The organism is Cerasicoccus frondis, assembly GCA_031296915.1.
GTDB lineage: Bacteria > Verrucomicrobiota > Verrucomicrobiia > Opitutales > Cerasicoccaceae > Cerasicoccus > Cerasicoccus frondis.
Genome location: JAVDPC010000020.1, coordinates 35,468 through 60,773 on the forward strand (window position 1 = coordinate 35,468; position 25,306 = coordinate 60,773).

15 protein-coding genes and 1 tRNA gene are annotated in these 25,306 nt (G+C 54.7%); 7 read left to right on the plus strand and 9 right to left on the minus strand.

Annotated elements, in window-relative coordinates; all coding sequences use genetic code 11:
- Positions 1–23: 23 nt before the first annotated feature.
- From RBB63_RS15495 to RBB63_RS15520, 6 genes are all read right to left on the minus strand, one after another.
- Positions 24–3,140: an efflux RND transporter permease subunit gene (locus RBB63_RS15495; protein ID WP_309385877.1), complete on the minus strand. Its 3,117-nt coding sequence runs from the start codon at positions 3,138–3,140 to the stop codon at positions 24–26.
- Positions 3,140–4,366 (minus strand): efflux RND transporter periplasmic adaptor subunit, encoded by a 1,227-nt coding sequence (locus RBB63_RS15500; RefSeq protein WP_309385878.1) that lies wholly within the window; start codon positions 4,364–4,366, stop codon positions 3,140–3,142. Before RBB63_RS15500 ends, RBB63_RS15495 begins: the two co-directional genes overlap by 1 nt.
- Positions 4,321–5,682, minus strand: coding sequence for an efflux transporter outer membrane subunit (locus RBB63_RS15505; RefSeq protein WP_309385879.1), 1,362 nt, complete (start codon positions 5,680–5,682; stop codon positions 4,321–4,323). Before RBB63_RS15505 ends, RBB63_RS15500 begins: the two co-directional genes overlap by 46 nt.
- 221 nt (positions 5,683–5,903) lie before the next feature.
- Complete coding sequence (locus RBB63_RS15510) at positions 5,904–6,950, minus strand: hypothetical protein (protein WP_309385880.1); 1,047 nt, start codon at positions 6,948–6,950, stop codon at positions 5,904–5,906.
- Between the two features lie 196 nt (positions 6,951–7,146).
- Entirely contained in the window at positions 7,147–8,985 is a 1,839-nt protein-coding gene (typA, locus tag RBB63_RS15515; protein ID WP_309385881.1) for a translational GTPase TypA, read from the minus strand.
- A gap of 51 nt (positions 8,986–9,036) precedes the next feature.
- Positions 9,037–9,198 (minus strand): YqaE/Pmp3 family membrane protein, encoded by a 162-nt coding sequence (locus tag RBB63_RS15520; RefSeq protein ID WP_309385882.1) that lies wholly within the window; start codon positions 9,196–9,198, stop codon positions 9,037–9,039.
- Between the two features lie 122 nt (positions 9,199–9,320).
- Between RBB63_RS15520 and RBB63_RS15525 the strand changes: the two genes are divergently transcribed.
- From RBB63_RS15525 to RBB63_RS15540, 4 genes are all read left to right on the plus strand, one after another.
- Positions 9,321–9,396, plus strand: a tRNA-Phe gene (locus RBB63_RS15525).
- A 327-nt stretch (positions 9,397–9,723) separates the two neighbouring features.
- Positions 9,724–13,101: a hypothetical protein gene (locus RBB63_RS15530; RefSeq protein ID WP_309385883.1), complete on the plus strand. Its 3,378-nt coding sequence runs from the start codon at positions 9,724–9,726 to the stop codon at positions 13,099–13,101.
- 28 nt (positions 13,102–13,129) lie between these two features.
- The gene (locus RBB63_RS15535) at positions 13,130–13,837 is read left to right on the plus strand and encodes a hypothetical protein (protein WP_309385884.1); all 708 of its coding nucleotides are present in this window, start codon (positions 13,130–13,132) and stop codon (positions 13,835–13,837) included.
- Between the two features lie 6 nt (positions 13,838–13,843).
- Complete coding sequence (locus RBB63_RS15540) at positions 13,844–14,716, plus strand: alpha/beta fold hydrolase (protein ID WP_309385885.1); 873 nt, start codon at positions 13,844–13,846, stop codon at positions 14,714–14,716.
- Positions 14,717–14,726: 10 nt separating this feature from the next.
- Here RBB63_RS15540 and RBB63_RS15545 read toward each other — a convergent pair whose 3' ends face one another.
- From RBB63_RS15545 to RBB63_RS15555, 3 genes are all read right to left on the minus strand, one after another.
- Positions 14,727–16,829, minus strand: coding sequence for a beta-galactosidase (locus RBB63_RS15545; RefSeq protein WP_309385886.1), 2,103 nt, complete (start codon positions 16,827–16,829; stop codon positions 14,727–14,729).
- Between the two features lie 55 nt (positions 16,830–16,884).
- Entirely contained in the window at positions 16,885–18,309 is a 1,425-nt protein-coding gene (locus RBB63_RS15550) for an MFS transporter (protein WP_309385887.1), read from the minus strand.
- 66 nt (positions 18,310–18,375) lie between these two features.
- On the minus strand, positions 18,376–21,234 hold the full coding sequence (locus RBB63_RS15555) for an FAD-dependent oxidoreductase (RefSeq protein ID WP_309385888.1): 2,859 nt from the start codon (positions 21,232–21,234) through the stop codon (positions 18,376–18,378).
- 65 nt (positions 21,235–21,299) lie between these two features.
- Here RBB63_RS15555 and RBB63_RS15560 point away from each other — a divergent pair, with 65 nt between their 5' ends.
- The 3 genes from RBB63_RS15560 to RBB63_RS15570 all read left to right on the plus strand — a co-directional run bounded on the left by RBB63_RS15560 (position 21,300) and on the right by RBB63_RS15570 (position 25,295).
- The gene (locus tag RBB63_RS15560; protein ID WP_309385889.1) at positions 21,300–22,319 is read left to right on the plus strand and encodes a LacI family DNA-binding transcriptional regulator; all 1,020 of its coding nucleotides are present in this window, start codon (positions 21,300–21,302) and stop codon (positions 22,317–22,319) included.
- Between the two features lie 152 nt (positions 22,320–22,471).
- The gene (locus RBB63_RS15565; protein WP_309385890.1) at positions 22,472–23,368 is read left to right on the plus strand and encodes a hypothetical protein; all 897 of its coding nucleotides are present in this window, start codon (positions 22,472–22,474) and stop codon (positions 23,366–23,368) included.
- A gap of 118 nt (positions 23,369–23,486) precedes the next feature.
- The gene (locus tag RBB63_RS15570; protein WP_309385891.1) at positions 23,487–25,295 is read left to right on the plus strand and encodes a glycosyl hydrolase family 28-related protein; all 1,809 of its coding nucleotides are present in this window, start codon (positions 23,487–23,489) and stop codon (positions 25,293–25,295) included.
- Positions 25,296–25,306 lie beyond the last annotated feature (11 nt).

Genomic DNA, 25,306 nt, shown 5'->3' on the forward strand with positions numbered 1-25,306 from the left:
AAATCATTGATTTCACTGAAGTTTTAATCAGTGCCAACTGTGCCTTCGTCAACACCCAACCACCGCTTCAAGTCTTCCAGTGCGAGATAAAGACACGGCACGAGCAGCAATATGATGGCTGTGGCGAACACAATGCCGAAGCCCAAAGACACCGCCATGGGAATCAAATACTGCGCCTGCATCGAGCGCTCCAGGATGATCGGAATCAATCCACCTGCCGTCGTCATTGTCGTCAACACAATGGGACGAAAGCGGCGTAAACCGGCTTGGCGAACAGCTTCGAAAGCATCCATTTTGGAGCGTTGTCGATTCGCGTAATCCACCATGATCAGCGAGTCGTTCACCACCACGCCCGCCAGCGCAATGATGCCCATGAGGCTGATCAACGACAAATCATAGCCAAGGATGATGTGCCCGATCACTGCGCCAATGGCGCCAAATGGAATCGCGACCAGCACGATCAGCGGTTGAATGTAACTACTAAACGCCACCGCGAGCAGTGCGTAAATCACGAAAAGCGCCAACAACAAACCACCGTAAAGCACATGGGTGGACTCGCGCATTTCCGCCTGACTGCCCTCAAACGTCCAGGTAATCCCGGGAAAATCAGCGCGCAATTGCGGCAGTGTTTCAGTTTGAAAAACATCCATCACCTGCGACATCGTGCGCTTCGGCTCGACGTCCATGGAAACGTTGACCACCCGCCGCCCATCGCGACGGTTAATCGATGTAAATGCCTCACCGTAGGAAACGTCGACCACATCGAGCAGCGGCGTCTCCGTTCCATCGGGCGCCTGGATAACCAGATCCTCCAGATTATGCAGGTCCTTGCGCTCATGCAACGGCAGCTTCACGCGCACCTCAATTTCGTTTGTGCCCCGCAGTTGCCGCTTGGCCAGTGCGCCGTAAAAAGCATCGCGCACCTGCCGTCCGACATCTTCGGAAGTGAGCCCCAGCGCACGGCCTTCAGGACGCAACTTGAAGTCAATCTGCTTCTTGCCCTTGTTGTAATTATCACTCACATCGAGCGTGTTTTCAAATGCTTCGGCGCGCTCGACAAAGGCCTTGCTCGCACGTTCTAACACCTCGATATCGTTATGGCTAAGGTCGATGCTGATGTCCTGTCGATGGCCACCTGGCCCGCTCTCCGCCTCAAACGTAATTTGGCTCACCCCGGGAATGTCGCCTATCTCATCACGCCAGAGTTGGATAATTTCCGCTGCGGTCATGTTGTGCTCATCGGGCGGACGCATCACAATTTCAACATCGATGAAGTTGCCGCGGCGAACGTTCGTCTTAATTCCCTCCGCAACCGTTTCGAGGTTGTACTCATCAAACATACGACGCGTAGACGCCGTCACATCTTCAGCCATGCGCGCCGCCTGATCCGGCGTAATGCCAACCGGCAGACGAATGCCCGCCTCAATCTCATCTGCCGCCACTTCGGGCATATTGATCATCCCCATGTGCGAGCTTGTCGCGTAATTGCCCACGACAATCAACAACGCAACCGCAGCGACAATCGTCACGTAGCGGAAGCGTAAACTCAAGTCCAGCAATCGCCGAAAGTAATTATCAATCAGCCAGGTGAAACCGCGTGAAAATGCTTGCTGCATGTCGTGCAGCTTCGCTCCAAGCTTGTTCCCATGCCCCCCCTCTTTCGCGTGTCCCAAGTGCGCAGGCAAAATAAAGACCGCCTCGAAAAGTGAAACCGTCAACACGATGATGACCACCGCTGGCAGCGGCCACCAAAATTTACCCGTCGTCCCCGGGATAAACAAAAGCGGAATGAATGCGACAATGTTGGTTAAAATACTGAAGACCACCGGCCCGGTAATGTCGCGCACGCCCCGCACCGCCGCAGTCATGAAGTCCATGCCCTGCTGACGATATTCGTAGATATTTTCGCCGACAACAATCGCGTCGTCCACCACGATCCCCAGCACCACGAGGAACGCAAACATCGAAACCATGTTGATGCTCACATCGATGAGTGGTAGGAACATGATGCCTCCAATGAACGAAATAATCATTCCCATCATCACCCAAAACGCTAAGCGAAACTCCAGAAACAGCGCGAGAATCGACAACACGATCACCGCAGCCATAACCCCATTTTCCACGAGCAAAGAAAGCCGCTGACGATATTCTTCAGCCGCATTGTTATCAATGCGCCAATCCACGCCCGGCGGCAGCGTGGTCTCAAAATCCGCCATGATATCCTCGACCGCTTCCGCAATTTCCAGTGGCGACTGATCGCCGATGCGGTAGACATTCAACTCCATCGAAGGCGTCTGATTAAACTGCGAATGAAAGCTGCCTTCCTCAAAGCCATCGCGAATCTCGGCGATGTCCGCCAGCCGTACGCTGGCGCCCTCCGACGTGGCGAGAATTTCAATGTCGCCGAATTCGTCAGCCCATTGCTTGCGCTCTTTCACGCGAAGTAGGATTTCGCCCGTGCGCGTTTCCACGACGCCTGCGGCAACGTCGTCACTGGATCGCTCAATGATGTCCGCCACATCGCTCAGGGTGAGTTTATATTCCCGGAGTTTGGCGCGGGATATTTCCACATGCGTCACGTAGTCCGCCGCGCGTCCAAGCTCGATCTGCGTCACGCGCGCATCGCTGAGCATGTGGTCGCGCAACTGTTCCGCCAGCTTCCGTAAAACCCAATGATCCACATGGCCGTACAACACAACTTCCAGCACTTCGCGCTGCTGAGATTGCAGGCTGACCTCCGGTTCTTCGATGTCGTCAGGAAAAGTGCGAATGCGACTAACGGCCTGATCTATGTCTTGAAAAGCGCGCATGCGGTCCGTCCCCACCACCAGCTCAATCGAAACCGAGCCCGAGCCTTCGCGTGCGACAGAGGTAATTTCTTTAATCCCATCCACGCCACGAACCGTTTCTTCGATTGGCAGCAATATTCCCTGCTCCACTTCGGCTGGCGCGGCGCCAGGGTAACCCACACTCACGGAAACGACGTCGAGTTCGTACTCCGGGAAAACTTCCTTCTGCATCGTCAACGCCGTCCAAATGCCGCCGATGAGCAGGATCGCCATCAGAAGATTCGCCGCAATCGAGTTGCGCGCCATCCAGCCGATCGCGCCGCCTTCGTTTGGCGTCTGGGCGTCACGCATCACTTCGCTGCCTCCTTCGCTTCGCCTTCGGTGCGTAACGGCGCGTCATTGACAACTGAGCTCAAGCTCGTCGTCACAACCTTGGCGTCCTCGGATAAACCATCGCTGATGTAGGCGTACTGTGCATCACGAAAGACAACCGCCACCGGAGTGATCTTCAACAAGCCATCTTCCATGATCCACACCGTGTCGTCTTCACGCAAATAGGCGCGATCCAGACGCAACACATTTTCAATCGGCTTCCCGTGGATCGTCACTTCGAGCAGCGATCCAATGATCAACGGCGGCTTGCCCGCATTGGCTTCTTCCAAGGCCAAGGGATCCTCCACGGAAATATTGATGCGCGCCAGTCGCGTGCCTTCATCCAGTGCGCCAATGAGTTTATCCACCGCGCCTTCGCGATAAACGCCTGACTGCCACGAGGTCCGATTGCGAAACTCAGCCGCTGAGCCACCTGCGCCTTCACTTTGCGATGCAAAGTTAATATAGGGAATCTTGTCCAATGGCGCCGTCGCAGTCACCCAATATCGGTGTACATTGACCAACCGACCGAGGTCATCACCGGGCGAAACCTGCGAACCAACCGACACCCGGCGCGACAAGACTTGCGCATCAAACGGCGCACGAATCGTGGTCCGCTCCAGGTCCAACTTAGCCTGATCCAGCATTGCTTGCGCCGCTTCGACATCCGCCTGTGCAGCGCTAAGCTGAGGCTTGCGCAGCACCAGATTTTCATTACCAGCGACAATGTCCTTATCGAGCAACTCGTAGTCGAGCTTCGCAACGTTTTGTCGCCCCATTTCGATCTGTAAATCCGCCTCAGCCTGATGCAACGCACTCTGCCGTTGGGCAACCGCATTCTCGTAATCCGCTGGGTCCAGCTTGAGCAGCACCTCGCCTTTGCTCACCAGCGCGCCTGAAGAAAAATTGGACGAACGCTCAATGACTTCGCCGCTCACGCGCGGGCTCAGCATCACATCGTCACGCGCACGGACGAGTCCCATCACGACGATTTCCGGGCTGAAGTCTCCACGCTCCACATCGATCACTTCGACCAACATGGCCGTTTTCTTACTGGCGCCGGTGCGCTGCGCCTTGGGCTGCGTCGACCGAATAAACGCGGTCAATCCGATGGCCGCTAGCGCGATCAGTCCACATAGGAAAAGGGTCAGCTTCCAGTTTATTGATTTCTGGTTGGGTTCCCCGGTCTCTGCCTGCTTAGCCATGTTGCGTATTCCTCGTCTTCGGTTTCCTGAATAAGTGCGGCGACGACCTCGCGGTCCGTCTCGATGCTGCCCGCCAATGCCCGGTAAAGCGCAATGCGGAACTCGATCAACGTGCGGCGGCCCTCCAAAAGCTGACGTTGTAAACGCTGCTCTTCAATAAGCGCGGTGAGCACGTCGAGGTATTCGGTGACGCCATTAAAATATTCGATCTGTAAACGCTGATACGACATGCGCGCAAGGCGCAGTTGCTCTTCAATGCTCGCAATCCGCTCGACCTGTTTTTGCTCCCGCACCAGCGCGTCCTCTACTTCCTGAAAGGCGTCTAACACCACTTGTCCGTATTCCATTACACGGCGTTGCTGCAGAGCTTGGTTGCGGTCGACTTCGGCTGCGCGACGCCCGGCGTCAAAGACCGGCGCGACAATCTGCCCCGCGATGGACCGAATCCATGAGCCAAACAAATCAGACGGCGTTTCGCCCACGGTGAAAATCGCCGCATCCAGCGACAGACGTGGGTATTGGTTGGTGATGGCGGCGGCCAAATCCGCATTCGCCGCCTTGACCACGAAATAGGCGGCTTGCACATCCGGTCGGCGTTGCACCAGTGCGGCGGGCACGCCGGTTGACGGCATAGGCGGCAGCTCAGGCAATCGTTCGTCGGCAACCGGTTCACCCACTTCCGGCGGTTTGCCCTCCAACACGGCGAGCGCATTTTCCAAAACGCCAATCCGCGCCTCAACAACAATCACTTGCTCGCGCGTGGCTTCGATTAATTGCTGCTGCCGGATAAGGTCAGCGCTACGAATCAAGCCACTGCTGAAGCGCGCTTTCAGTGAGCCATACACCTGCTCGTTGACCTTGATTTGCTCGAGCAACAGGTCCCGCTGATTCTGTGCTTCCACCAACTGATAATAAGTCACCGCAACCTGCGCCGTGAGCGTGAGCGCGGCAGTCTGATAATCATAAAACGTCGCCTCCGCACGAAAGCGCTCGGCATCGACCAGCGAGCGAATGCGCCCCCACAAATCCACTTCGTAGGATGCGTTTAGCCCAGCGCCAAATTCCTGAAAGCTAGAGCTCCCCCCAGAACCTGATCCAGCCGCTCCTTCGAAAAATGCATCGACGCTTGGATACAGCGACGCCGATTCACGCGTGATCACTGCCTGCGCCTCCATGAGTCGCAGCCAGACCGCTTCCAGACTGAGGTTAAAAGACAGCGCGCGCTCCATGCGATCATTGAGCGCTTCATCGCCAAAAGCCGTCCACCAGTTGTCTGGTATGACTACGGAGCCAGTGTCGCTAAACGCCGTCGGCATCTGCACCGGCGGCGTAATTTCCGTTTCCGTAACGCAACCCGGCAAGAACCATACTCCCAACAAGCAGGCGCTTAACCGAACCCATCGGTTAGCACGAAACTGGCTTTTTCGTTGTGATTCATCTGAATGCATGCAGCGTGGTTGCCCAGTAAGGGACGCTGCGAACGATAGACAAAGTCAACAAAAAATCAAGCAAGGGCGGTCAACTATTTTTCCTTATTTTACGGCTGCACGCCCGTGCGCGGATCACGGCTTACGACATCCCATATCGTTTGCTGCACAACGCGGACGAGTTCTGCATACTCGGGCTTGTCCAAGCCATAAGGTTCCGCAGACATGCCCACGGGATTCTGCCCACTCAGCACCGTAAAGATTGTCGAGCCTGACACAAAAATGCCCAGCGTGCTAGATTTGTGCGGTATTGGATTCAGGTGAATCGCATCGGCATAGAGCACGTTCACGCCATCGGCAAAGTCCGTGTCCTCGTCCAGGCCGGGCAACCAATCCGGATCTTGATCGGCTAGTTTTTGCAAATCAGGCAGCTCGACCGCCTTGATCTTTTTATCCAGCTCAAAGAGCACTTCGCCGACGGGAATCAAGCGCACTGGCGACTTAAGTTGTGGATATTGGGCGTTCAGGTAATCCAAGAGTTGGCCATAAAAGTCGCGCGATGCGGCGCTCTTAGCGGCTGTCCAGTCATCGTCTTCAAGCGTAGCCGTGTAGCGTGCTTCCCAAGCAGCAGGGTAATCGATATTCAGCGGCCTTTTCGTGCCCTTCTCCCGGTCTCGCCGCGGCCAAGTTGCATAGACATAAAACGTATCCGTCGCCTTATGCTCCAGCGCTAGGTCGATGAAGTTGCACGCGCCGGCGTAGGTGTCCTTGATTTTGCTGAGGAAGGGCTGCAGCACAAGCGCGTCCCACTGATGCTCAGTCAGACCGGTTTCGTAGCGGCCAAAGCGCGGGTTCTCCAGCTTGTCGTAGGGATTCGGGTCAACAGTGAACGTGTCGCCGCTAGGCACATTCGTTTCCCAGGCAATCCACTTCTGGCTGGGCTCGTCTTTATAATTCCAGTGGCGGATCAGCGACTTACCGCCCGAGAGCTGCGAGCCGAATTGTAGATCAATCCCCCGCTCACCGAACAGCGTGCGCACGCGGTCAAGCGTCGTGCTGGCAGTCAGGCTATTGCCGATAAAGTAAACGTTCAGCGTTTCTTCGGCGCGCACGCAAAGCGGCGCCAGCGCAAGGAGCATGAAGGAAACAGATTTCATCGAGATCTTTCGGTTTTCGTTGGGGAGTAAATTCAAACATCTCCAGTTTGCCGTATTTTCTGCGAACCAGAAAGCAGGAACCCTCCCCCTCAATACGCCTAAAAGATACACTGATCCGATAAATCGTGATCTTCGTAACCAAAACCGGCGGCTCCATATGGAACCGCCGGTCGAAAAATAATGCTGCTTGCCGTGCTTACTTGGCGCCACGCTTGGCGATGCGGCGACGCTCTTCCGAGTCGAGCACACGCTTGCGGAGGCGCAGGAACTTCGGCGTCGCTTCAACCAGCTCATCGGCCGCGATGTATTCGATCGCGCGCTCGAGGGAAAAACGGATCGGCGGCGCCAACTGCACATTGTCGTCCTTACCGGAGGAGCGCATGTTGTCGAGCTGCTTGGCCTTGCAGGGGTTGACTGGGAGGTCTTCCTTGCGCGGACATTCGCCAACAATCTGGCCGTTGTAAACTTCGTCGCCGGGGGCCACGAACAGCTTGCCGCGCGCCTGGATCATGTTCAGCGCATAGCCCATAGCCGGGCCAGTCGCCACCGAGCAGAGTGTGCCCGTGTTCCGCGTGATGATCTCGGCGCCCTTCGGACGGTATTCCAGGAACATGTGCGAGCAAACGCCATGGCCGCTGGTCAGCGTGGTCAAGTCGCTCTCAAAGCCGATCAAGCCGCGGGTGGAGATCGTCGCCTCGATGGTCACGCCAGCGTGGTGGTGCTCCATGTTGGTGATCTGCGCCTTGCGGTTGGACAGGTTTTCCATGACAGCGCCCATCATGCTTTCGGGCACTTCCACCCAAACCTGCTCGAAAGGCTCGCACTGCTTGCCGTCGATTTCCTTAAAGAGCACCGTCGGGCGGGAAACCATCACTTCGTAGCCTTCGCGGCGCATCGTTTCCACGAGAACGGCGATCTGCATCGCGCCACGGGCATTGACGAGGAAGCGGGTGCCTTCAGTGGTGTCAGCGACTTTAATTGAAATATTGGCCTTAGTTTCCTGGATCAGGCGATCGCGGACCTGGCGGGAAGTCACCTTCTTGCCATCCTTGCCGGCGAGGGGACCATCGTTGACGTGGAATTCCATCTGCACGGTGGCCGGGTCGATTTCCATGAACGGCAGCGCCTCGGCGTCCTTATTGGCCGCGAGCGTGTCGCCGATGTCGACGTCTTCAAAGCCGGCGATGCCCACGATGTCACCTGCTTCGCAGGATTCAACGGGCTGCACGCCGAGGCCGGTAAAGCGGATTAGCTTGGTGATCTTCACGCGGTCGACCTTGCCGTCCTTGCGGAGCGCGTGGATCGTGGCGCCGCTCTCGATCTTACCCGAGAGGATACGGCCAATGGCCAAACGACCGACGAAGGCGTCCCAGTCGATGTTGGAAACGAGCATGCGGAAGTCGCCTTCTTCGACGACGGGCGCCGGAATGCGCTCCACGATGGTTTCGAACAGCGCGGTCATGTTCTCGCGCGGGCCGTCTTCCTCGCGGTCAGCAAAGCCATTCTTGGCGGATGCGTAGAGGAAAGGCGCGTTGAACTGGTCTTCGTCGGCTTCGAGGTCGAGGAACAACTCCAGCACCTTGTCGTGCACCCACTCGGGGCGCGCGGTGTCGCGGTCCACCTTATTAATCACGCAAATCGTCTTGAGGCCATGGCTGAGCGCCTTGCGGAGCACCCAGCGGGTTTGGGCCTGCGGGCCGCCCACGGCGTCGGTCAGCAGCAGCACGCCGTCAACCATCTTCATCACACGCTCCACTTCGGCGCCGAAGTCGGCGTGCCCGGGGGTGTCCACGATGTTAATCGTATAGCCGTTCCACTGGATGGCGGTGTTCTTGGCCTTAATGGTAATGCCCTTTTCGCGCTCCAGATCCATGCTGTCCATGGCGCGCTCTTGCACTTCCTGGTTTTCACGGAAAGTCCCGGATTGTTGCAGCAAGCAGTCCACCAAGGTGGTCTTGCCGTGGTCAACGTGTGCGATAATTGCGATGTTGCGGATCTTCTCCGCAGTGCGTGTTGGTTCTGCGAGCGCGCTCATAAAAAGAAAAATAGCGCGTCACGCTGACAAATTTTCGCTAATAAGCGAGATTCATTTTTGATTTAGCACCCAAAAAGCGTGAATCACGCCTCCTAACCAGAATAGGACCACCCAAAGCAGGATGTTGATGATCAGATCGACGCCAGCGCCTTTTTTCATCGCGACAGCTACTGGCGGCAGGAAAATGCATAGTAGAATTTCGAGTAAGCTCATGGTAGGAACCAACATAGCACAAAACCAGCCGTTGTCCATTCTCGATAAAAATAAGAAAAATTTGCCGAAAAACGCCTTGACCCGAATTGATTGAGTGCAATTATCGCCCTCTTTCCCAAATTGGCCAGATAGCTCAGTTGGTAGAGCAGAGGACTGAAAATCCTTGTGTCCCGTGTTCGATTCACGGTCTGGCCACCATTTTCAAAGAAACCGCGCAGTCTACGGCTGGCGGTTTTTTTGTTTCATCGAGTCAAAATCTGCTCCCGCTGCCTGCCCTTACCGGTTTCAAATGTTTGAATAACCCGCCCATTGCAAAAAAATGGTTTGTCGACAGCATAGAGGGCGAATAAGCATAACGCACCCCTCAACTTTACAGTCAGGATGCATGGGCTTTCGAGAAGATCGCTGGCGCCTTGGCTGAATAATTTTCGCAGTCACTTGGTTACCCAACTCACACCTACCCGAGAACTCTCCCGGAGAGCTGAGAAATCTCGGCAATCCCATCAGCAAAGCCCAGGATTCGCCTTGATTGTCGCGCTCGCGCTCATGGCGTTTATCATGCTACTGATGTTAAGCTTGAGCACACTGGTGCGAATCGAGACAGCGACGGCGTCACAACAACTGCATAAGGACACGGCTCGCCAAAATGCATTACTCGGCTTGAACCTCGCATTGGGGCAACTGCAAAAGCTGGCTGGAGCCGATACGCGCATTACCGCGCCGGCGAACATCGACAACGCCGTGCTGGGCAAAGGCCATTGGACCGGCGTTTGGCAGTCGGGCAGCGAAGGCGGCGCGAACGCAACCGACTTTGAAGGGTGGCTGGTCTCGCTGCCAACCGGCGTTACCAATGTCTACGGCGAAAGCCAAAGCGACAATATCGATCTCGTTGCCTCCAATTCAAATTGGGTGCAAATCGTCGGCGCCGGATCGGTGGACAATGCTGCGGGGGCCGACGCCGTTGCCGTCGGCAGACTGCCTCTCGACGATTACAATCACTACGCGTTTTGGATTGGCGAAGAAAACACGAAGGCCCGCATTAATTTCCCCGTCCCTGAAGCAGTCGACGCAACTGACATCAATCTGTCCGCGCCGCGCTACACCGGCTTCGTCAACCTGGACTCTGCCTTCGAGGCCCTGGAACCAAACGACGCCCGACTGAAAATCCTAACATCGCTGGAAAACCTCAACAACCTAGCGTCGAATAGCACGGTCGGCACGCGGTATTTCCACGATCTTTCCCTTCACGCGCGGGGCATCATGACGGATGCGAAAAACGGCGGTTTGAAAACCGACCTCACCCACCTCCTCGAAAATGACGCGGCCTTCGAGCGCTACTTCGGGGTAAGCCCGACCCAATCCCCCATCGGCAATTGGGATGAGCCATACGCCTTTCGCGCCTACGACAACAGTTATGCCTTCCCCTACGGTTCGCCTAATTGGGGCACGCTCGCTTCTTATTATCGGCTTTATGAAGACGTCGACAACGGCGCCTTCACGGCAACGCCGCCGCTGCCGAACGTATCCGGGGCCGCCGCAAGCGCAGTCAGCTATTACGATGCTGACGAGATCTATCACTATAACCAACCCGTCCACGCGGTCACGTCCATGCTCGGGCTCAGTGTGGCCTTGGAGTTTCAAGCGACTCTGGATACGGACAACAGCGGCGAAAGCATTACCACTTACCGACCAATCATTCATTATAAGCCGCTCATCGCGCTCTATAATCCCTACGATGTGAAATTGAACGCGACGCAGTACAATTACAATTGGGAGTTTAAGCCAACAATTAGCATCACGGTTGGTGGACAGCCAACGGTGACGTTTAATATGCAGGAGACGCTTCCTGAATCGAGCGCCTATGGTTCGCTGTTTCGTTGGCGCATTGAAAACGATACGGAATTGCTGCCGGGCGAAACGCGTTACTACTCACTGGACCAGCCTTACGCAGTAGTCGATTCCACTTCCAATAGTGACTTCGCCCAAATGGAGGCGGATTGGAATGAAGACGGGGCTTACTACGTGGATCTAACGCAATCGAGCCACATCGTAACCGCCTTGCAGAACGGCAACACGGCCTCGCCCTATTCCCATCAATCGACGCGCAGCACTTCCTCCAGCGCCAAGAGTGATCGCTTCGGCTTTACCGCTGAGGAGCTGGATAACCTGACGGTTACACTAGGCGATGGCGAATCGACCGGCGACATCAACGTGCAAGTGCAAATCAGCTACGAGCCAATTAATGTGGCAGGCGAAACCTACAAGTCCCCGCATGGCGCCTTTTACATGCGGACGGGTCCCATTGGCGATTCCAACCAAGCCTCGCAATTGGGCGATAGCTACTTTCAAGAATACGTCGATGAAATGCGCCCGCCGGAAGTTAATTGGAGCTCGCCGTTGACGCAACTATCGGCCGGCCCCTTCACGATTACGGCCGTCGAGTTCAGCCTCCGCACAACGGAAGACTCGCATGAAGCCCACCGACAGCTCATCGACTCCAACCCACGTCCCATCATGATGTCGGGCAAAGAAGAAGGCTTTCGCAGCGGCAATGGCCTTTCCACATATTCTGGCTGGATCATTCGGGATTATGCGCCCGGCGCGGCGCCGGAGCCAATCGTCTCCGACCTGGATCGCTTTTCAAGCTTCTGGGGCAACACCCGTAACATCTCAAGCGGTGGCGCGCTGGGAGGCGCCTCGGTGGTCCTCTTTCACATACCGCGTGAGCCGCTGATATCCCTGGGAAGTTTTCAACACGCTGGCCTGAGTCGCTATACGCGCGACCCGGCTTATATCTTCGGCAACAGCTACGCCATTTCCAAGATCCCTTCCGATCAAACTGAATCGACCTACACCGAAGGTTCCCGAACGCGCTACGCCTACGACTGGTCTTACGCCATCAACAACGCAGTGTGGGACAGCTATTTCTTTTCGACCATTCCGCAATCAGCCGATGACGCCGAAGAAGCAATCGACGACCTCAACGCCAACGTCGACACCTTGCCGAATTCACGCTTTGCGTTGCATTCGCCCGCCGGATTCGAATTGGACAATGCTGGCCTCGCAACGTTGCTCACTGACGAGTCCGCAACCGACACCGCCAATTTAAGCGCCGCCTTCCTGTTCGCCGACGGTATGTTCAACGTCAACTCCACATCGGTGGATGCGTGGAAAGCGTTTCTCGCCAGCAATTCGCATTTGGCCGTGCCGGTGTATAATCCCGAGACGCAGGCCATTGCGTCGCATGAGTCAGAGAGCGGCGCCGTCTTCTTCCGCACGCCAGTCTCCTACGACACCGGATTCGCGACCGAGGAAAATGGCCAGAATTTCTGGAATGCCTATCGGCGGCTTACCGATGCTGAGCTGACAGACTTAGCGCAAGCCGTTGTCGATGAAGTTCAAACACGCGGGCCATTCTCATCCATGGGCGATTTCATTAACCGCCGCCCCGGCTCAAGTGATCCGGAGCAAAGACGCCGCGGCGCCCTGCAAGCAGCATTGGATAAATCAGTCAACCAGCGCTTGAGTGAAGACCTCATCGGCTCGGAACGTGGGACTGCGCTGACGACGCCAACCTTCGCCACCGATGTTTTCAATGATGAAGACGCCGCCGGAATGGGCATGCCTGGGTGGATCATGCAAGGTGACCTCTTGCAACCCCTCGCCCCGCTCATGACAGTGCGCTCAGACACTTTCCGCGTGCGCGCCTACGGAGACCACGCCAACCCGCTGACCGGCGAAATCGAATCACAAGCCTGGTGCGAAGCGATTGTTCAGCGTATTCCCGACCCGGTAATCAACACCTCAACGCCAACCCGCTCCGAGCTTGCCAATCCACCAACTGAGTTTGGGCGGCAATTTAGAGTGATCGCATTTCGCTGGCTGAACAACGACGATGTTTAATTCAAATATTTTTCATTCATTTCAATTAATGTGGCGAAGCGGTCTATTGGCCCTGTTAGTCGCCACATCTCAACCGTGCGCGGCACAAGAAGAAGAAACAATCACGCTGCAATTTCAGACCTTATCTTGGCAGCAATCAATTCAGGACCTGTATTATTTCGATAGCGGTCAGCCAGTTAAAATTTTTGTGCCCAATGGCGCTCCGAGTTCAACGCAAACATACACTGGCCCCCCTACCCTCGGCTTTTACACCAAGCACCTTGGTGAAGATGCGCAAGCAAGCTACCAACTCAGCTCATCCGTCAAGCTAAGTAAAGGGCTCAGTAAATGCCTATTGCTTTTCCTCCCCACACAATCACCAGACAGCGGGCCACGCTATAAAATACTTCCCTTGGACGACAATGCCAATGGCTTTGGCGCGAATGCCATGAACTTCTATAACCTGACTGACGCCAGGATGGCCGTCCGCATTGGCGGCTCACAATTCGAGCTCAAGCCTGGTGCGAATAAGGTGCTTCAGCTCTCTGAAAACGATTCTAAAAATGTCGACGTGCAAATGGCTTCGAACCCCGACAACACGAATTGGTCCCTCATCTATCAATCCAGGTGGGCTGCTCCGGGACATCGTCGCGCATGGGTGTTTGTGTATCAGGAAACGGGGTCCAGACCCAGCATTCGCAAGTATTATCAAATCGTCGACGTTGAGCCGGTGACACTGTCTGCGCCCAATCAATAAGTTACTATGTTCAAGACAACCTGCTTCATTGCCTGCCTCACATTGGGCAGCGCGCTCACCTCACTGCATGCCTTCGGCGCCGACAAAGATGTTGCCTATCTGGGGCCCGACCGAGATGAGAAAATGGATGTTTACTTGCCTTCCAATCGGCAGGGCAAACTAGCGCCAGCCATACTTTTAATTCACGGCGGCGGCTGGGCCCATGGAGACAAAGCTTCGCAGCGAATGGAGTCCATCGCGGAAACACTCGTTGATGAAGGCTACGCGGTATTTTCAATTAACTATAAATTGAACGTTGGGTCGCGCGATCCAGACACCAATAAATACACTCTTAGCTATCTGGCGTGGCCTCAAAATTTATACGATTGTAAATCGGCCTTGCGCTTCATTCGCGCTCATGCTGACCAATACGACGTTGATCCGAATCGTATCGCGTTAATGGGGGCCTCGGCCGGTGGTCATCTGGCGATGATGCTGTGGTCCACTGCCGATGACGCCGATTTAAATCAGGGCGGCCTTTACACGGACCAGTCAAACGATGTCGCATGCATGATCAATTTATACGGCCCCTACGATACGGATTCCCAACCGCTTTCGCCAATCATGGGCGCGACTTGGGATGAGAAAAAAGCGCTCTGGGCGGTCTCCTCGCCCAAGAACCATCTCAGCTCCGGGCTCGCTCCCATCCTCATCCTACATGGTGATGCAGATAAAACCGTACCGGTAAAGCAATCCCGAGCACTCGCCTCTCAACTCGAGGAACTAGGCGTGACCTACACCTTTGTGGAAATTGAAGACGCCCCCCACAGCTTCGACTTGCAGCCGAAGGAAATGGACCTGCGCCCCGTGGTGTTTGAATTCTTAGAGACCAACCTCTAAGCAATCAGGATCACTCAACTAACAGCGATAGACTGCTACGCCCCTTCACCGAAACGAAGACTTGATCATCACGCTCTTCGATCCGCTGATTCGCCATCACGAGCGATTGCCCAGTCTGCAACGTAAGCCGAATTCGATCAGCCTTTGGACTAAAATTGGTGATGCCGACATGCCAAGGCTTACCCTCTGAATTCAGCAACACAGACACGTCCGTCAGCGGGCCTTTCTCTAAAATCTGAATCGTGGGACTGAGCGCTGGCCGCAGCAAATCAAAGAGGATTTTGAAGTAAGCCAACGCTGCATTGTTGCACTCGGATTGCTCCACTTGATGTCCCAACAAAAACGGTGCATGCACGTAGTATCCATTGCCAACTTTTGCACGCATTAAAGCCGGCAGACCATCGTCTGTTCGCAGTATAATTTCTACGCGCGACTCACACTGCATCGCCTGAAAATAATCATCGTCCAAGACCAGCAATTCATCCGAAACTGTCACGCTCCGTTTGCCCCGGCACACAAAGTCGCGCTCTTCAATCCCCAACAAATCATGCAGGTCAAAACCCGGAACGCGGCATTGAAGATTGCCATCGATATCGAGTACGCCAAAGCGCGCATCGGACACCACAATGCCGCCGTGCTGCATAAACGCTTTCAATGAATTAGCAAAACGCTCAGTCAAAGCAGGAAGGCAAGGCACGACCAATACTTTCATGTCAGTCGGTATGCCCGATTCAGCAATGCATTGAGGCGCTAGATAACGTGGGCAAACGCCTTCACGCCAAAACGCGTGAAACCAACCACGATGATCATCGGTGTAACGCGTTCCGGGCGGGGTCGTCGCCTCACCATCGCCAATCGCTGTGAGCAGCCGCTCGACATCCGGGTCGAAAACAATGCCGCATCCTGAATCATCCGGTGTCGACTCTGCCAATACCGAAGCATGCTTCTGCATAAACTCAGCAACCGCACCTGCCTGTTCCGCAAAATGATTTGGAGTGCCGTCAAAGTCCGTCAACCCCCGTCCGGCGACTTGGCGTCCGCGTCGAAATGGACGGTATTTCCAATAGATGAGCCCCTGGATTCCGTGGAATATTGCCTGATAACTCCAGAGCCCTAGCTCATCCGTCATGGATGAATTTTCGGTGGGAAACAGACTACGGTTCTGCGTCATTAACTCAGAGATGATCGTCTGCTTGCCATCAGCGACACTCAATGCGTGACGCCAAAATTGAGGCCACAACCAAGCGTCACTCTCCCACCAGCGCTTACCCAACATATTGGCGTAGCAAGACAGCCCGTGCACATCGCTCGCGGCCACGACATCCCAATCACTTGCGCCGAAATAGTCGCCCGTTCGATTGTGAAGCACATCGCTCCCCAGCACATCGGCAAACAACGGAGTATCAGGATCAATCTCGCGGATGATGGAACGCCACCAGTGCAGTTGCTCGGTAAAATCAACCGAGCGAAACCGTTGCCAGTCTCGCTCCGCGACCACGGAAGACCATGACCACACTCGATAGTTTGGAGGCGTTCGATTGATGTCGTCAAAAGAAGCAAAGTATGTCGCCCATGCCGCATTCAAAAGCTGAATATCGCCTTTGTATTGTCGCTCAAGGTAACGCACAAAAGCTTGAATGGTCTCTGGCGAGCGCGAGCAGTTGCCAATCTCATTAAAAATATCATAAGCCATCAACGCAGGATGTCCCTTGAAATGCATACTGACTTCGCGCAGATACTGCTCCACCAAGGCTTCCTTCTGCGGCTGGTGAAATCCGTTCTCCCGATAATCAACAGATTGTGCATAGCCAAAGCATTCTGGCGCATCGGCGTCTTGCATCACCTGGCCTTGCAGTTCGAGCACAACCTTCAGACCGAGCTCCGCACAGCAATCCATAACCGCATCAATTGCGCCAAAAGCAGTCTGTCCGGGCGATGGCGCTTCCCAGCGACTCACACTGGGATAGACGACGACGGTATTGAAACCCAGCTTAACCATGTTCTCCAAATCGCGGCGTAACTCTGCCAACGGCACATTGCGCTCGATCAGCAAAACTGCTCCGACCGGCAGACATTTTAACGGCAGTGATTCGACGCTACGGCTAACAGACATAAAAATGAGTTCCGAGGATGCTGTTCGGTTTGCTTAGTTAATTGAAAGCGCCCTGCTAAAGCTTTCCGCGTCGATCTTCCAACATCACGCGGATGTCGCTTAGTTTCTCCCGGTTGAGCGGATAGAAAAGAATCAGCACGAGAGAGAAAAACCAGATGATCACCGGCACAAAAAGGAAAAGCCACTTCATGCGCTCAAGCACTTCTATTGGTTGCGATTCAAGCATCACATCAAAGCCCGATATTTCCAGCATCACGCCGCCCATGCCCATGGCCAAAGTGTTCGCAGCTTTCAGAAACCAGGAGTAAAAAGCATTGAGCGCGCCTTCACGTCGACGCGTCGTATCCATTTCATCATAATCGGCGACATCAGCTTTCATCGATGGCAAGAACAGCCAGAATGCAGAAAAACCACCGGCCTGCATCGCGGCAGGAATCAACTGCAGGTAAGGCATCTCTGGCACCAGGCAGAAGTAATAAAGCAAGTGCCCAACCATGGCGATGATCAGCACGCTCGCCACCAGGATTTTTTTGTCATATTTCTCACTGAGCCAGGTAAGCAACGGCAGTGAAAGAATGCCAACCGCCACCATCGTGGTATAGCGCCATCCGTCGACAATGGACGCCTCGTCCAGCTTTCCATCGTTAATCAGAAAAATATTCACATACTGTCCCAGGCTGGCCACAGAGGCATTGCCCAATGACAAAAAGAACGACGCCCCAATCAATATCCAGAGCGGCTTACAACGAAAGGTCTCCCGGATGCTCTGCCAGAAGGGATCCTTGGTCTGGTGCTTAACCTCCTTCTCATAAAAGCGCTCTTTGACGAACAACGCAGGCAGCAAACCGAAGCAGGCAATGAGGATCGCCATCGCCCAACTACACGCACGGACGCCATTGACCAAATCCGGCTCACCCGTTTCTGGATTGGCAAACCATGGGCCAGTGACAATCGCCATGATCCACCCGCCACCCAGCGCAGTCAGCTTTCCGAAGAAGGACATCCAGGCAGTCAGGCGGGTTCGTTCGTCGTAGTTCGGAGTCAGCTCCAACTGCATGCCATAGTATGGCATCGACCAGCAGGTAAACGACGTGAAGAACAGCCACCCAACAAACAGCAGGTAGAAGAACATCCCCATTTCACTCCACCCTTCCGGCGGACGCCATAAGAATGGATAAATGCAGGCGGTCAGGATGGCGCCAACGAACATGAACGGCCGTCGTCGTCCCCAGCGAGTGCGGGCATTATCTGAAATATTACCCATCAACGGATCCGAAATAGCATCCCAGGCGCGTAGGATCATCAAGGCCAGACCAACCAACATTGGACTGATTTTCAGTCCGATATTAAAGTAGGGCATCCACAACATACTAACTGTAACCGTGGTGGCGAAGTAATCCATTTTCCCGCCAATGGAAAATGCGATTTTTTGTCCAAACGGAATCCGATCCGCTTCGGGGATATTAACTTTACGAGACATAAAGAATAGAAACGAGGAATGAAAAACAACCAGCGTAGATGATCCTCCGCGTGGTCTCGGGGGCGCCTAAACGCCGATGGCCGCAAAGGCTTGGCGCACGTAGTTTCGCTTGTCCTGCAGATACGCCAGCGCCTCGTCATGCGGCTCCAGTCCCAAGCTTAACCGCACGCGGCACAGCACGAGGTGAAGTTGCCAGGCATGCTCATCACGTATCGGTGAAAGATAGTGGTTGGTCAGTCGCTTTTGCTTTTGCTTGCGAAGGGTGCGCGCGATGGAATGCGAGGGCGTGAGCATGCTGTCCGTCAGCGGCGTCGATAGATGGTCTATGATCGTGATGGCATCGTCTTTGGAAACAACTTCACGCTCGACCAAACGCTCGAGCGTCAAAGCCAATGCGCTGCGCACGTTTAAAATATTATCAGGTTGCTTCGCCGTCTTTACCAGTGCTGAAACGCATCGCGCACTCCCACACACCCTGAGCAGGATGATAGACAACAGCCAAAACGGGATGTCAATTTCCTGACCGTAGGCGCCCATGTTTTCCGATGGATCGGTATCACCGATTTCATGAACGTCAATGGCCTGGATCAAGCGCGACTCCGCCAGCTCATCACGCCACATGGCCAAGATGCAGGCGGCGTAAAACGACGCATTGGACGTGGGTGAATCCAACAGCTTGATCACCGACTCACGGTATTGCTCAGGATCACGAAAGATCAACCACAACGGCACACCTGATTCACCTGAAGCCAAGTGTTTCAAGGGATCTTCAACGCTCCGTGTCACAGGATTATCCTCCGGGCATTGCGGTGCGCCTTCCATGGCCATGCGCAACTCCTCCATGCTCACATTGCGGGACTTACCCTCGGCCCCATCCTTCACTGAAAGCGCTGCGGCAATGCCCGCCGCTTCACCCAGACGCTGCATATCACGCTGCATCCGAATACCATAAAAAACATTGGCGCGCATGCCCGCCGCACGACAGGCAATCCATACGTTAGCAAGGCTGCGCGGAAGCAACATGCGATAGGGCAACTCTGCCCGCAGTGGATAGCGAAACAGTCGACACACCCAGTAGAAGAAGATTGTTTCGTCGTCTTCGAATTCGAAATCAACCGAATGCGTATCCGCGTGGGCGCCCGCACGGCCAATGCTATCGTCAAACTGGCGTTGCGTGATCAGGTCATCCATTTCCAGGATATAATCCGTGGCGATATGGCGTGATTCGCGGATGCCCAACAAAGGGGCGAAAAACAGGGGCAGCATCGACTCATTCCATTGCTCTTGATGGTATTGGGTGATGCCGATGAGTCGCGCCCGGGAGAGGTCGCACGCATCCGTTGCATTAACCCAGCCCGCATCAAAATTCCGAGCGCGCAACGTCAGATCCTCGTTCTCCCAGACCAAGGTAAACGCCGCTTGTGAAAAGGCCAAGGTGCGACTGTCCCCGACCCGGCCTGCGGTGAAGCTGGCGCCGGCATAGGAACATAAATCACCATCGCCCGTACTGTCTACATAAGCCTTGGCCTGAATGCGCGTTAGCTTGCCATTCACTACGGCGAGCACAGATTCAACAGACTGTTCATTTAACTCTGCATCGCAAAGTAAAGCGTTGCCAAAGAATTGAACGCCCAGTTCATCGAACTCATTGAGGATCGCGATTTTCTTGGCTTCATGATGCCACGACCTGCCATCATCGACATAGCTGTCGCCCAGAAATAATTGTGTGAGTGTCGAAGTCCGCGCGCCAAGCTCTTCTTGCCGTCCTCCAGGCAGACCATAAAAATAACCAGTAATGCCTCCCCCAGCGCCAATGCCTCCAGGCAGCGGCGCAAACTCCAAGGCCAAAGTGTTGGCCCCCTGAGACGCGGCGGACAGAATTGCCAGCGAACCAGCCGTTCCCGCGCCTGCCACGAGGACGTCACTTTGCATCTGCTGCTGAACCGGCAACGCGGCGCTCTTTATGTCCTTAAGTATGGCAAGCTTATCCCGGCCAATGCCGGACTTGATCGAGAGCACAGAACTCGCGCCCCACTGATGACGCTCTGCAATCCCACCAAGTGCAACGCCAGTGAATGCGGGACTCAGCACCATCAGATTGGTCGGCAAACCATCAGGTAGCGATTGCTCCTGGCTCTCATAAGTGAGGAATGGCGTCACTGAAGTATGGCTGATGAGTGGGCAATGATCCGCCACGACGTTCTCACGCAAATCACGAAGTCTCGAGAGGACTGCGTTGTGCCAAGGCTCTCCCGCGTCTTCCCAAACCAGTTGACGCTCCGTCGAACGAACAGCCTTCAGCCAGCGCATGCCGCGAGCTTCGGCAAAGCTGGCATAGCGTCCGTCCAACTCATCCCAATGCGTGGACTGTAATACGATGCGACTATAGCCACAGCTCGGCGCGCGCACTGGAGCCTCGCTGGACTGCGGCAGACAGCCCAAAAGCGAGCCGTCCTCAGTGGCGTCCACCCAGCTGCTGGCGCGCACTCTTCTAAAGCCTTCCTTGGTGGCGTAAATCACCGCTGCCAACGCGTCATCCTGGTATTGCACGGCAACTGGCATTGCGTAAAGCAGAGTCGTGATCGTGTCACTTTGCGTTAGTAAGCGCGCGGCGAATATTTCCGCGCAAGCTGCGTCAAGACATGTGTCCGTGACTGCAGATTGACTTTTTAGCTTCTGCAAAAAGAGCTCCCAATCGGAACCGAATGAGCCATCCACCAATGTATTTTCCAACGCAATCGTGGACTCCCAAAGGAGCTGACCTCCTGCGTCACACAGGAGAACCTTCCGCCCTGACTCGGCGAGTTTTACGGCGGCAGCAAAGCCAATGTAGCCTGCTCCATTGACCACAACGTCAAAAGACTCTGCATACAGATCGGGGATAAGCGAATTGGATTTTATCGGTGGGTAGGAAAGTGAAATCATAACAATCTACCTACTCTAGCAGCAACACGCTTGACGTCAGCCTACTTGCTATTCAAACATTTGCAATGGCCGCAAACGTGACGATCAAAGACATCGCCAAAGAGGCTGGCGTACATTTTTCCACGGTGTCGCTTGCGCTCCGCAACGATCCCCGACTCTCCCCGGCAACGAAGGAGCGCATTCAAGTCATTGCGGATAAATTGGGCTATGTGCCCAATGCCTCACTCAAAGCCTTGTGCGCTTATCGCGAAGCCAATCGACCACACCCGATTCGCAGCGGCTTAGCTTACCTGAGCGACAAACCACTCGGTGACGCCTTTGGCGGAATGGTCTTTAAACACGCTCACGACCAAGCGGCCAAGCTAGGCTACAACCTACAGTTTTATAATCTGAATGAGAAAGGCATTACTTTAAACCGCCTTCGCTCCATCTGGTGGAATTGCGGCTTGAAAGGCGTGCTGATTGGCTCTTTTGGCAAAGCCGGCAGCGAACTCGACGATGACTGGAAGCAATGGATTTGCGTCGCCTTTGGCTATTCGGTGCAAAGTCCAAATTTCAATCGCGCCGTTCAGGATCACTTCACCAACATGACCCGGCACCTGCAGATTTTAAGGCAGCGAGGCTACCGGCGCATCGGCCTACACTTGCCCAGCAGCCTGAGCCAACGCACACACGGCCTGCTGCACGGCGCCTATCTCTACGATCAGGTCAGTAATAAATCACCGCGCATCCCCATCCTCAGCAAGCACATCACCAAGCCCGCAGAGTTGTTGGAATGGATTCGAAAGCACAAGCTCGACTTGGTCATGGCTGAGGCCGATACCTACCAGTTACTGCGGAAAACCAAATTAAAAATGCCCCAGGACATCGGCTTTTCCCTGCTTTCCTGGAAAAGCTATGCCAAGGATAATCCCAAGCACTGCGCCGGCTTTGACATGAAGGCCGAGACCTTGGCTGAGAATTCAATTTCGTTTTTAGTCTCACAAATCCATGAAAACAATTATGGGCTTTCCGAGACCCCAAAGTGCCTGATGGTTACCGGTCAGTTTCAAGATGGTGAGACGATTCGCGCCACCCAAAATTGAGATGACCGCAGTGGGCTAGATCCACATTTGCATTCAAAATACATCTGAATGCAAATGTTTGAATAAAGCATGCCTTGTCTAGCCCCTTTACTTGCGGCAATGTAAACGCTCACACCTCAAACAACGTACGTTAACCCTATAATACTCATCGAATGAAAAACTTGTTCATCCCAACCAGCGCGCTGTTGCTTTCCGGCGTAATTCTGCCCCTGAGCGCCGCTACGATTCTGGAATACAATGGCGCCGATAGCTATGTCGACAGCGATCAATCATTCGCACGCACGGCGACTAATTCAGGCTCAGGCCCTTACGTTTCGGATAACCCCTTCAGCGATAGCTCGCAGCTCAGCCCCTCTTCAGATTACACCGGTCCGACATTTTACGGCGGCTATATCTACACCAGCTCCGCTGTGGAAGGCTACCTTTCCTCACGCCAACAAATCCGCGATTATGCATCGGGCGATCAGATTTTCGTGCAAGCCTATCGTGGCGGTGGTTGGGCCGACACAACCTTGAGCCTACATGGCATCTACATTTTCAATCAGGCAGACTTCAATTCCGGTTTCGAATCAGGGTCCATCGCTTTGGATGGCGTATCACTCAGTTGGACCGGTTACATCAACACAGTGGATGCGTCGTCAACCTTCGATGGACGCCTGGCAATCCAGAAAGACGGCTCCTACTACTTGTCCCAGACAACGATCGACCTGGCGCAAGGCTCCGGCAGTTTTTCCATTTCCGGAAGCACTCTGAGCAATGAGCTCTGGGCGGTTTATGATCCCAGCACCAGCTTGGATTTCGACGCCAGCTCAGCCAGCTTCAATAGCTTGGAACTCACTTCCATAACCGCTGTAGGCCTCTACTACGAGGAAGATGGTTGGGGTGGTTCTGACGCCGCAACAACATCCTTTGGCTTGGGCATCAAAACCTTCGAAGCCACTGGAACCGTCATCCCGGAAAAGTCACAAGTGAGCGTGCTCTTCGGAATCATTTCTTTGGTGATTGCCGGCGCTTATCATCGCCAGCGTAAGGCGACGCAAGGCGCGTAATAGCTCCCGGGAACCTGCATCCAGTTTTTGACTGGATCACTAGATCGAAAGAAAATTAAGCTCAGGCGCAGAGGCTGAAATTAGCCTCTCGTGTCTCTGCGAGGAGGACCGTACCCCCATGAAATGCATCACTCAGCTTGTGTTTAAGAAAAAAAAGACCGCTTCTCTCCTGACGCTCGCGTTGACCGTTGGCGCGCAGCTTTACAGCGCTGACGCTGCTTCAGCAAGCGAGGCAACCGGAGAATCTTGGCGAAGTGATCTTTACGGAGAAAATTGGACGCCGCCCGAAAACCTTGAATACGGCAAGGACAAGCTGATCCAGGATTTTTCTTACGCTGGGTATGCCATGGGAGAACGCCCGATCCCAAGCTGGGACACGGCTCCGACTTTCAATGTGCTGGAGTATGGCGCCGATCCGGAAGGTAATGCGGACAGCACCGAGGCCATCCAGCAGGCAATCAACAATGCGTCATCCGTGCGCGGACCAGCCGTTGTTTATCTGCCGGCAGGGACGTATCACGTTTCTCCAAACGAAGATAGCAAGAGCGTGCTTCGCATCAGTGCGAGCAATGTCTTAGTACGCGGAGACGGATCTGATAAAACCCGGATCCTCAATACTTCCACCGAAATGCGCGGCAAGCAGATCATAATGGCGACGCCGCAAAACTACACGGAGTGGGCCAAGGCGGAAGGCCCGGTCACCTTGATCCGTGCGGACCTGCTGACCCCCACCACGCGGATACCGGTTGAAAGCATCGCCGGGTTTACGCCGGGCGAAGTCATCATCCTCCGAGGAGACCCTACGCCCGCCTGGATCGAGGAGCACAAGGAAGCTGAAGGCTGGCTCGGCTATGAGCATAAGATCGGCAACATCCTCTACCTGCGCCGCATTGTGGCAGTTGATGAAGCCGCCCAGGAATTGATCATCGACATCCCCACCCGCTATGCGCTCAAGGTCCGAGACAACGCATGCGTTTATCCTAAGAGAGGGCTCCTGCACGATGTCGGCCTGAAAGGCTTTTCCATCGCCAATGTGGAGCACGCCGGCCAGGACGGCTGGGCATCCCTCGACTTTGCCTCACCAGATGGCGCCTACACGAAGCGCTTGGCCGAAGGCTATGGACTCGACCCCGACTTTGCGCAGAAAAAGAAAAGCGCTTACGACGTGCATTTCTCATTCGCCATTGCCTACTACGGCGTGGTCGATGGTTGGATAGAAGATGTGAAAAGTTATCTGCCCGACGGCAATGCGCGCGGCAGCAACATTCTCTCCAACGGAATCCGCCTTAAGGAATGCCTTAACGTAACCGTGGCAAACTGCTCGATGGGCCACACGCTCTATGGCGGCGGCGGCGGCAATGGCTATATGTTCCGCCTCGATAACAGCAATGAGTGCCTGCTCGAATACTGCCATGCAGAGGCGGCTCGCCACGGTTTTTCGCTCTCGGGCATGGCCACTTCCGGCAACGTGCTCTTCCACTGCTTCGACAAAGACACCGCAACCCAGGCCGGAGGCGATCGCGTGACGGGTGGCCGCGGCAGCGACAGCCACATGTATTTCAGCCACTCCAATCTCTATGACAACTGTGTTGCCGACAATAGCTGGTTTGAAGCGCGTGACCGCTTCTATAAAAAAATGTCGAAGCCTACGCATAACACGACATCGGCCCAAACCGTATTTTGGAACACCACCGGGCTTTCCAACTCCTACCATGACTATGTCATCTCTTCGGTTCAGGGGGATTACGGCTACGTCATCGGCACCCAGGGCGCGGTTGATCAGGTCAACACCGAGCCCAATTATCCAGAGCGAAAAGTCGTGACCGATCCAGTTGACCACGTCGAAGGCGTGGGCCAAGGCAACACGCTTGAGCCAGCCTCTCTCTTCCTCGATCAACGCGCCAAAAGACTGAAGCAAGAAAGCTGAAGCGCCAGCCT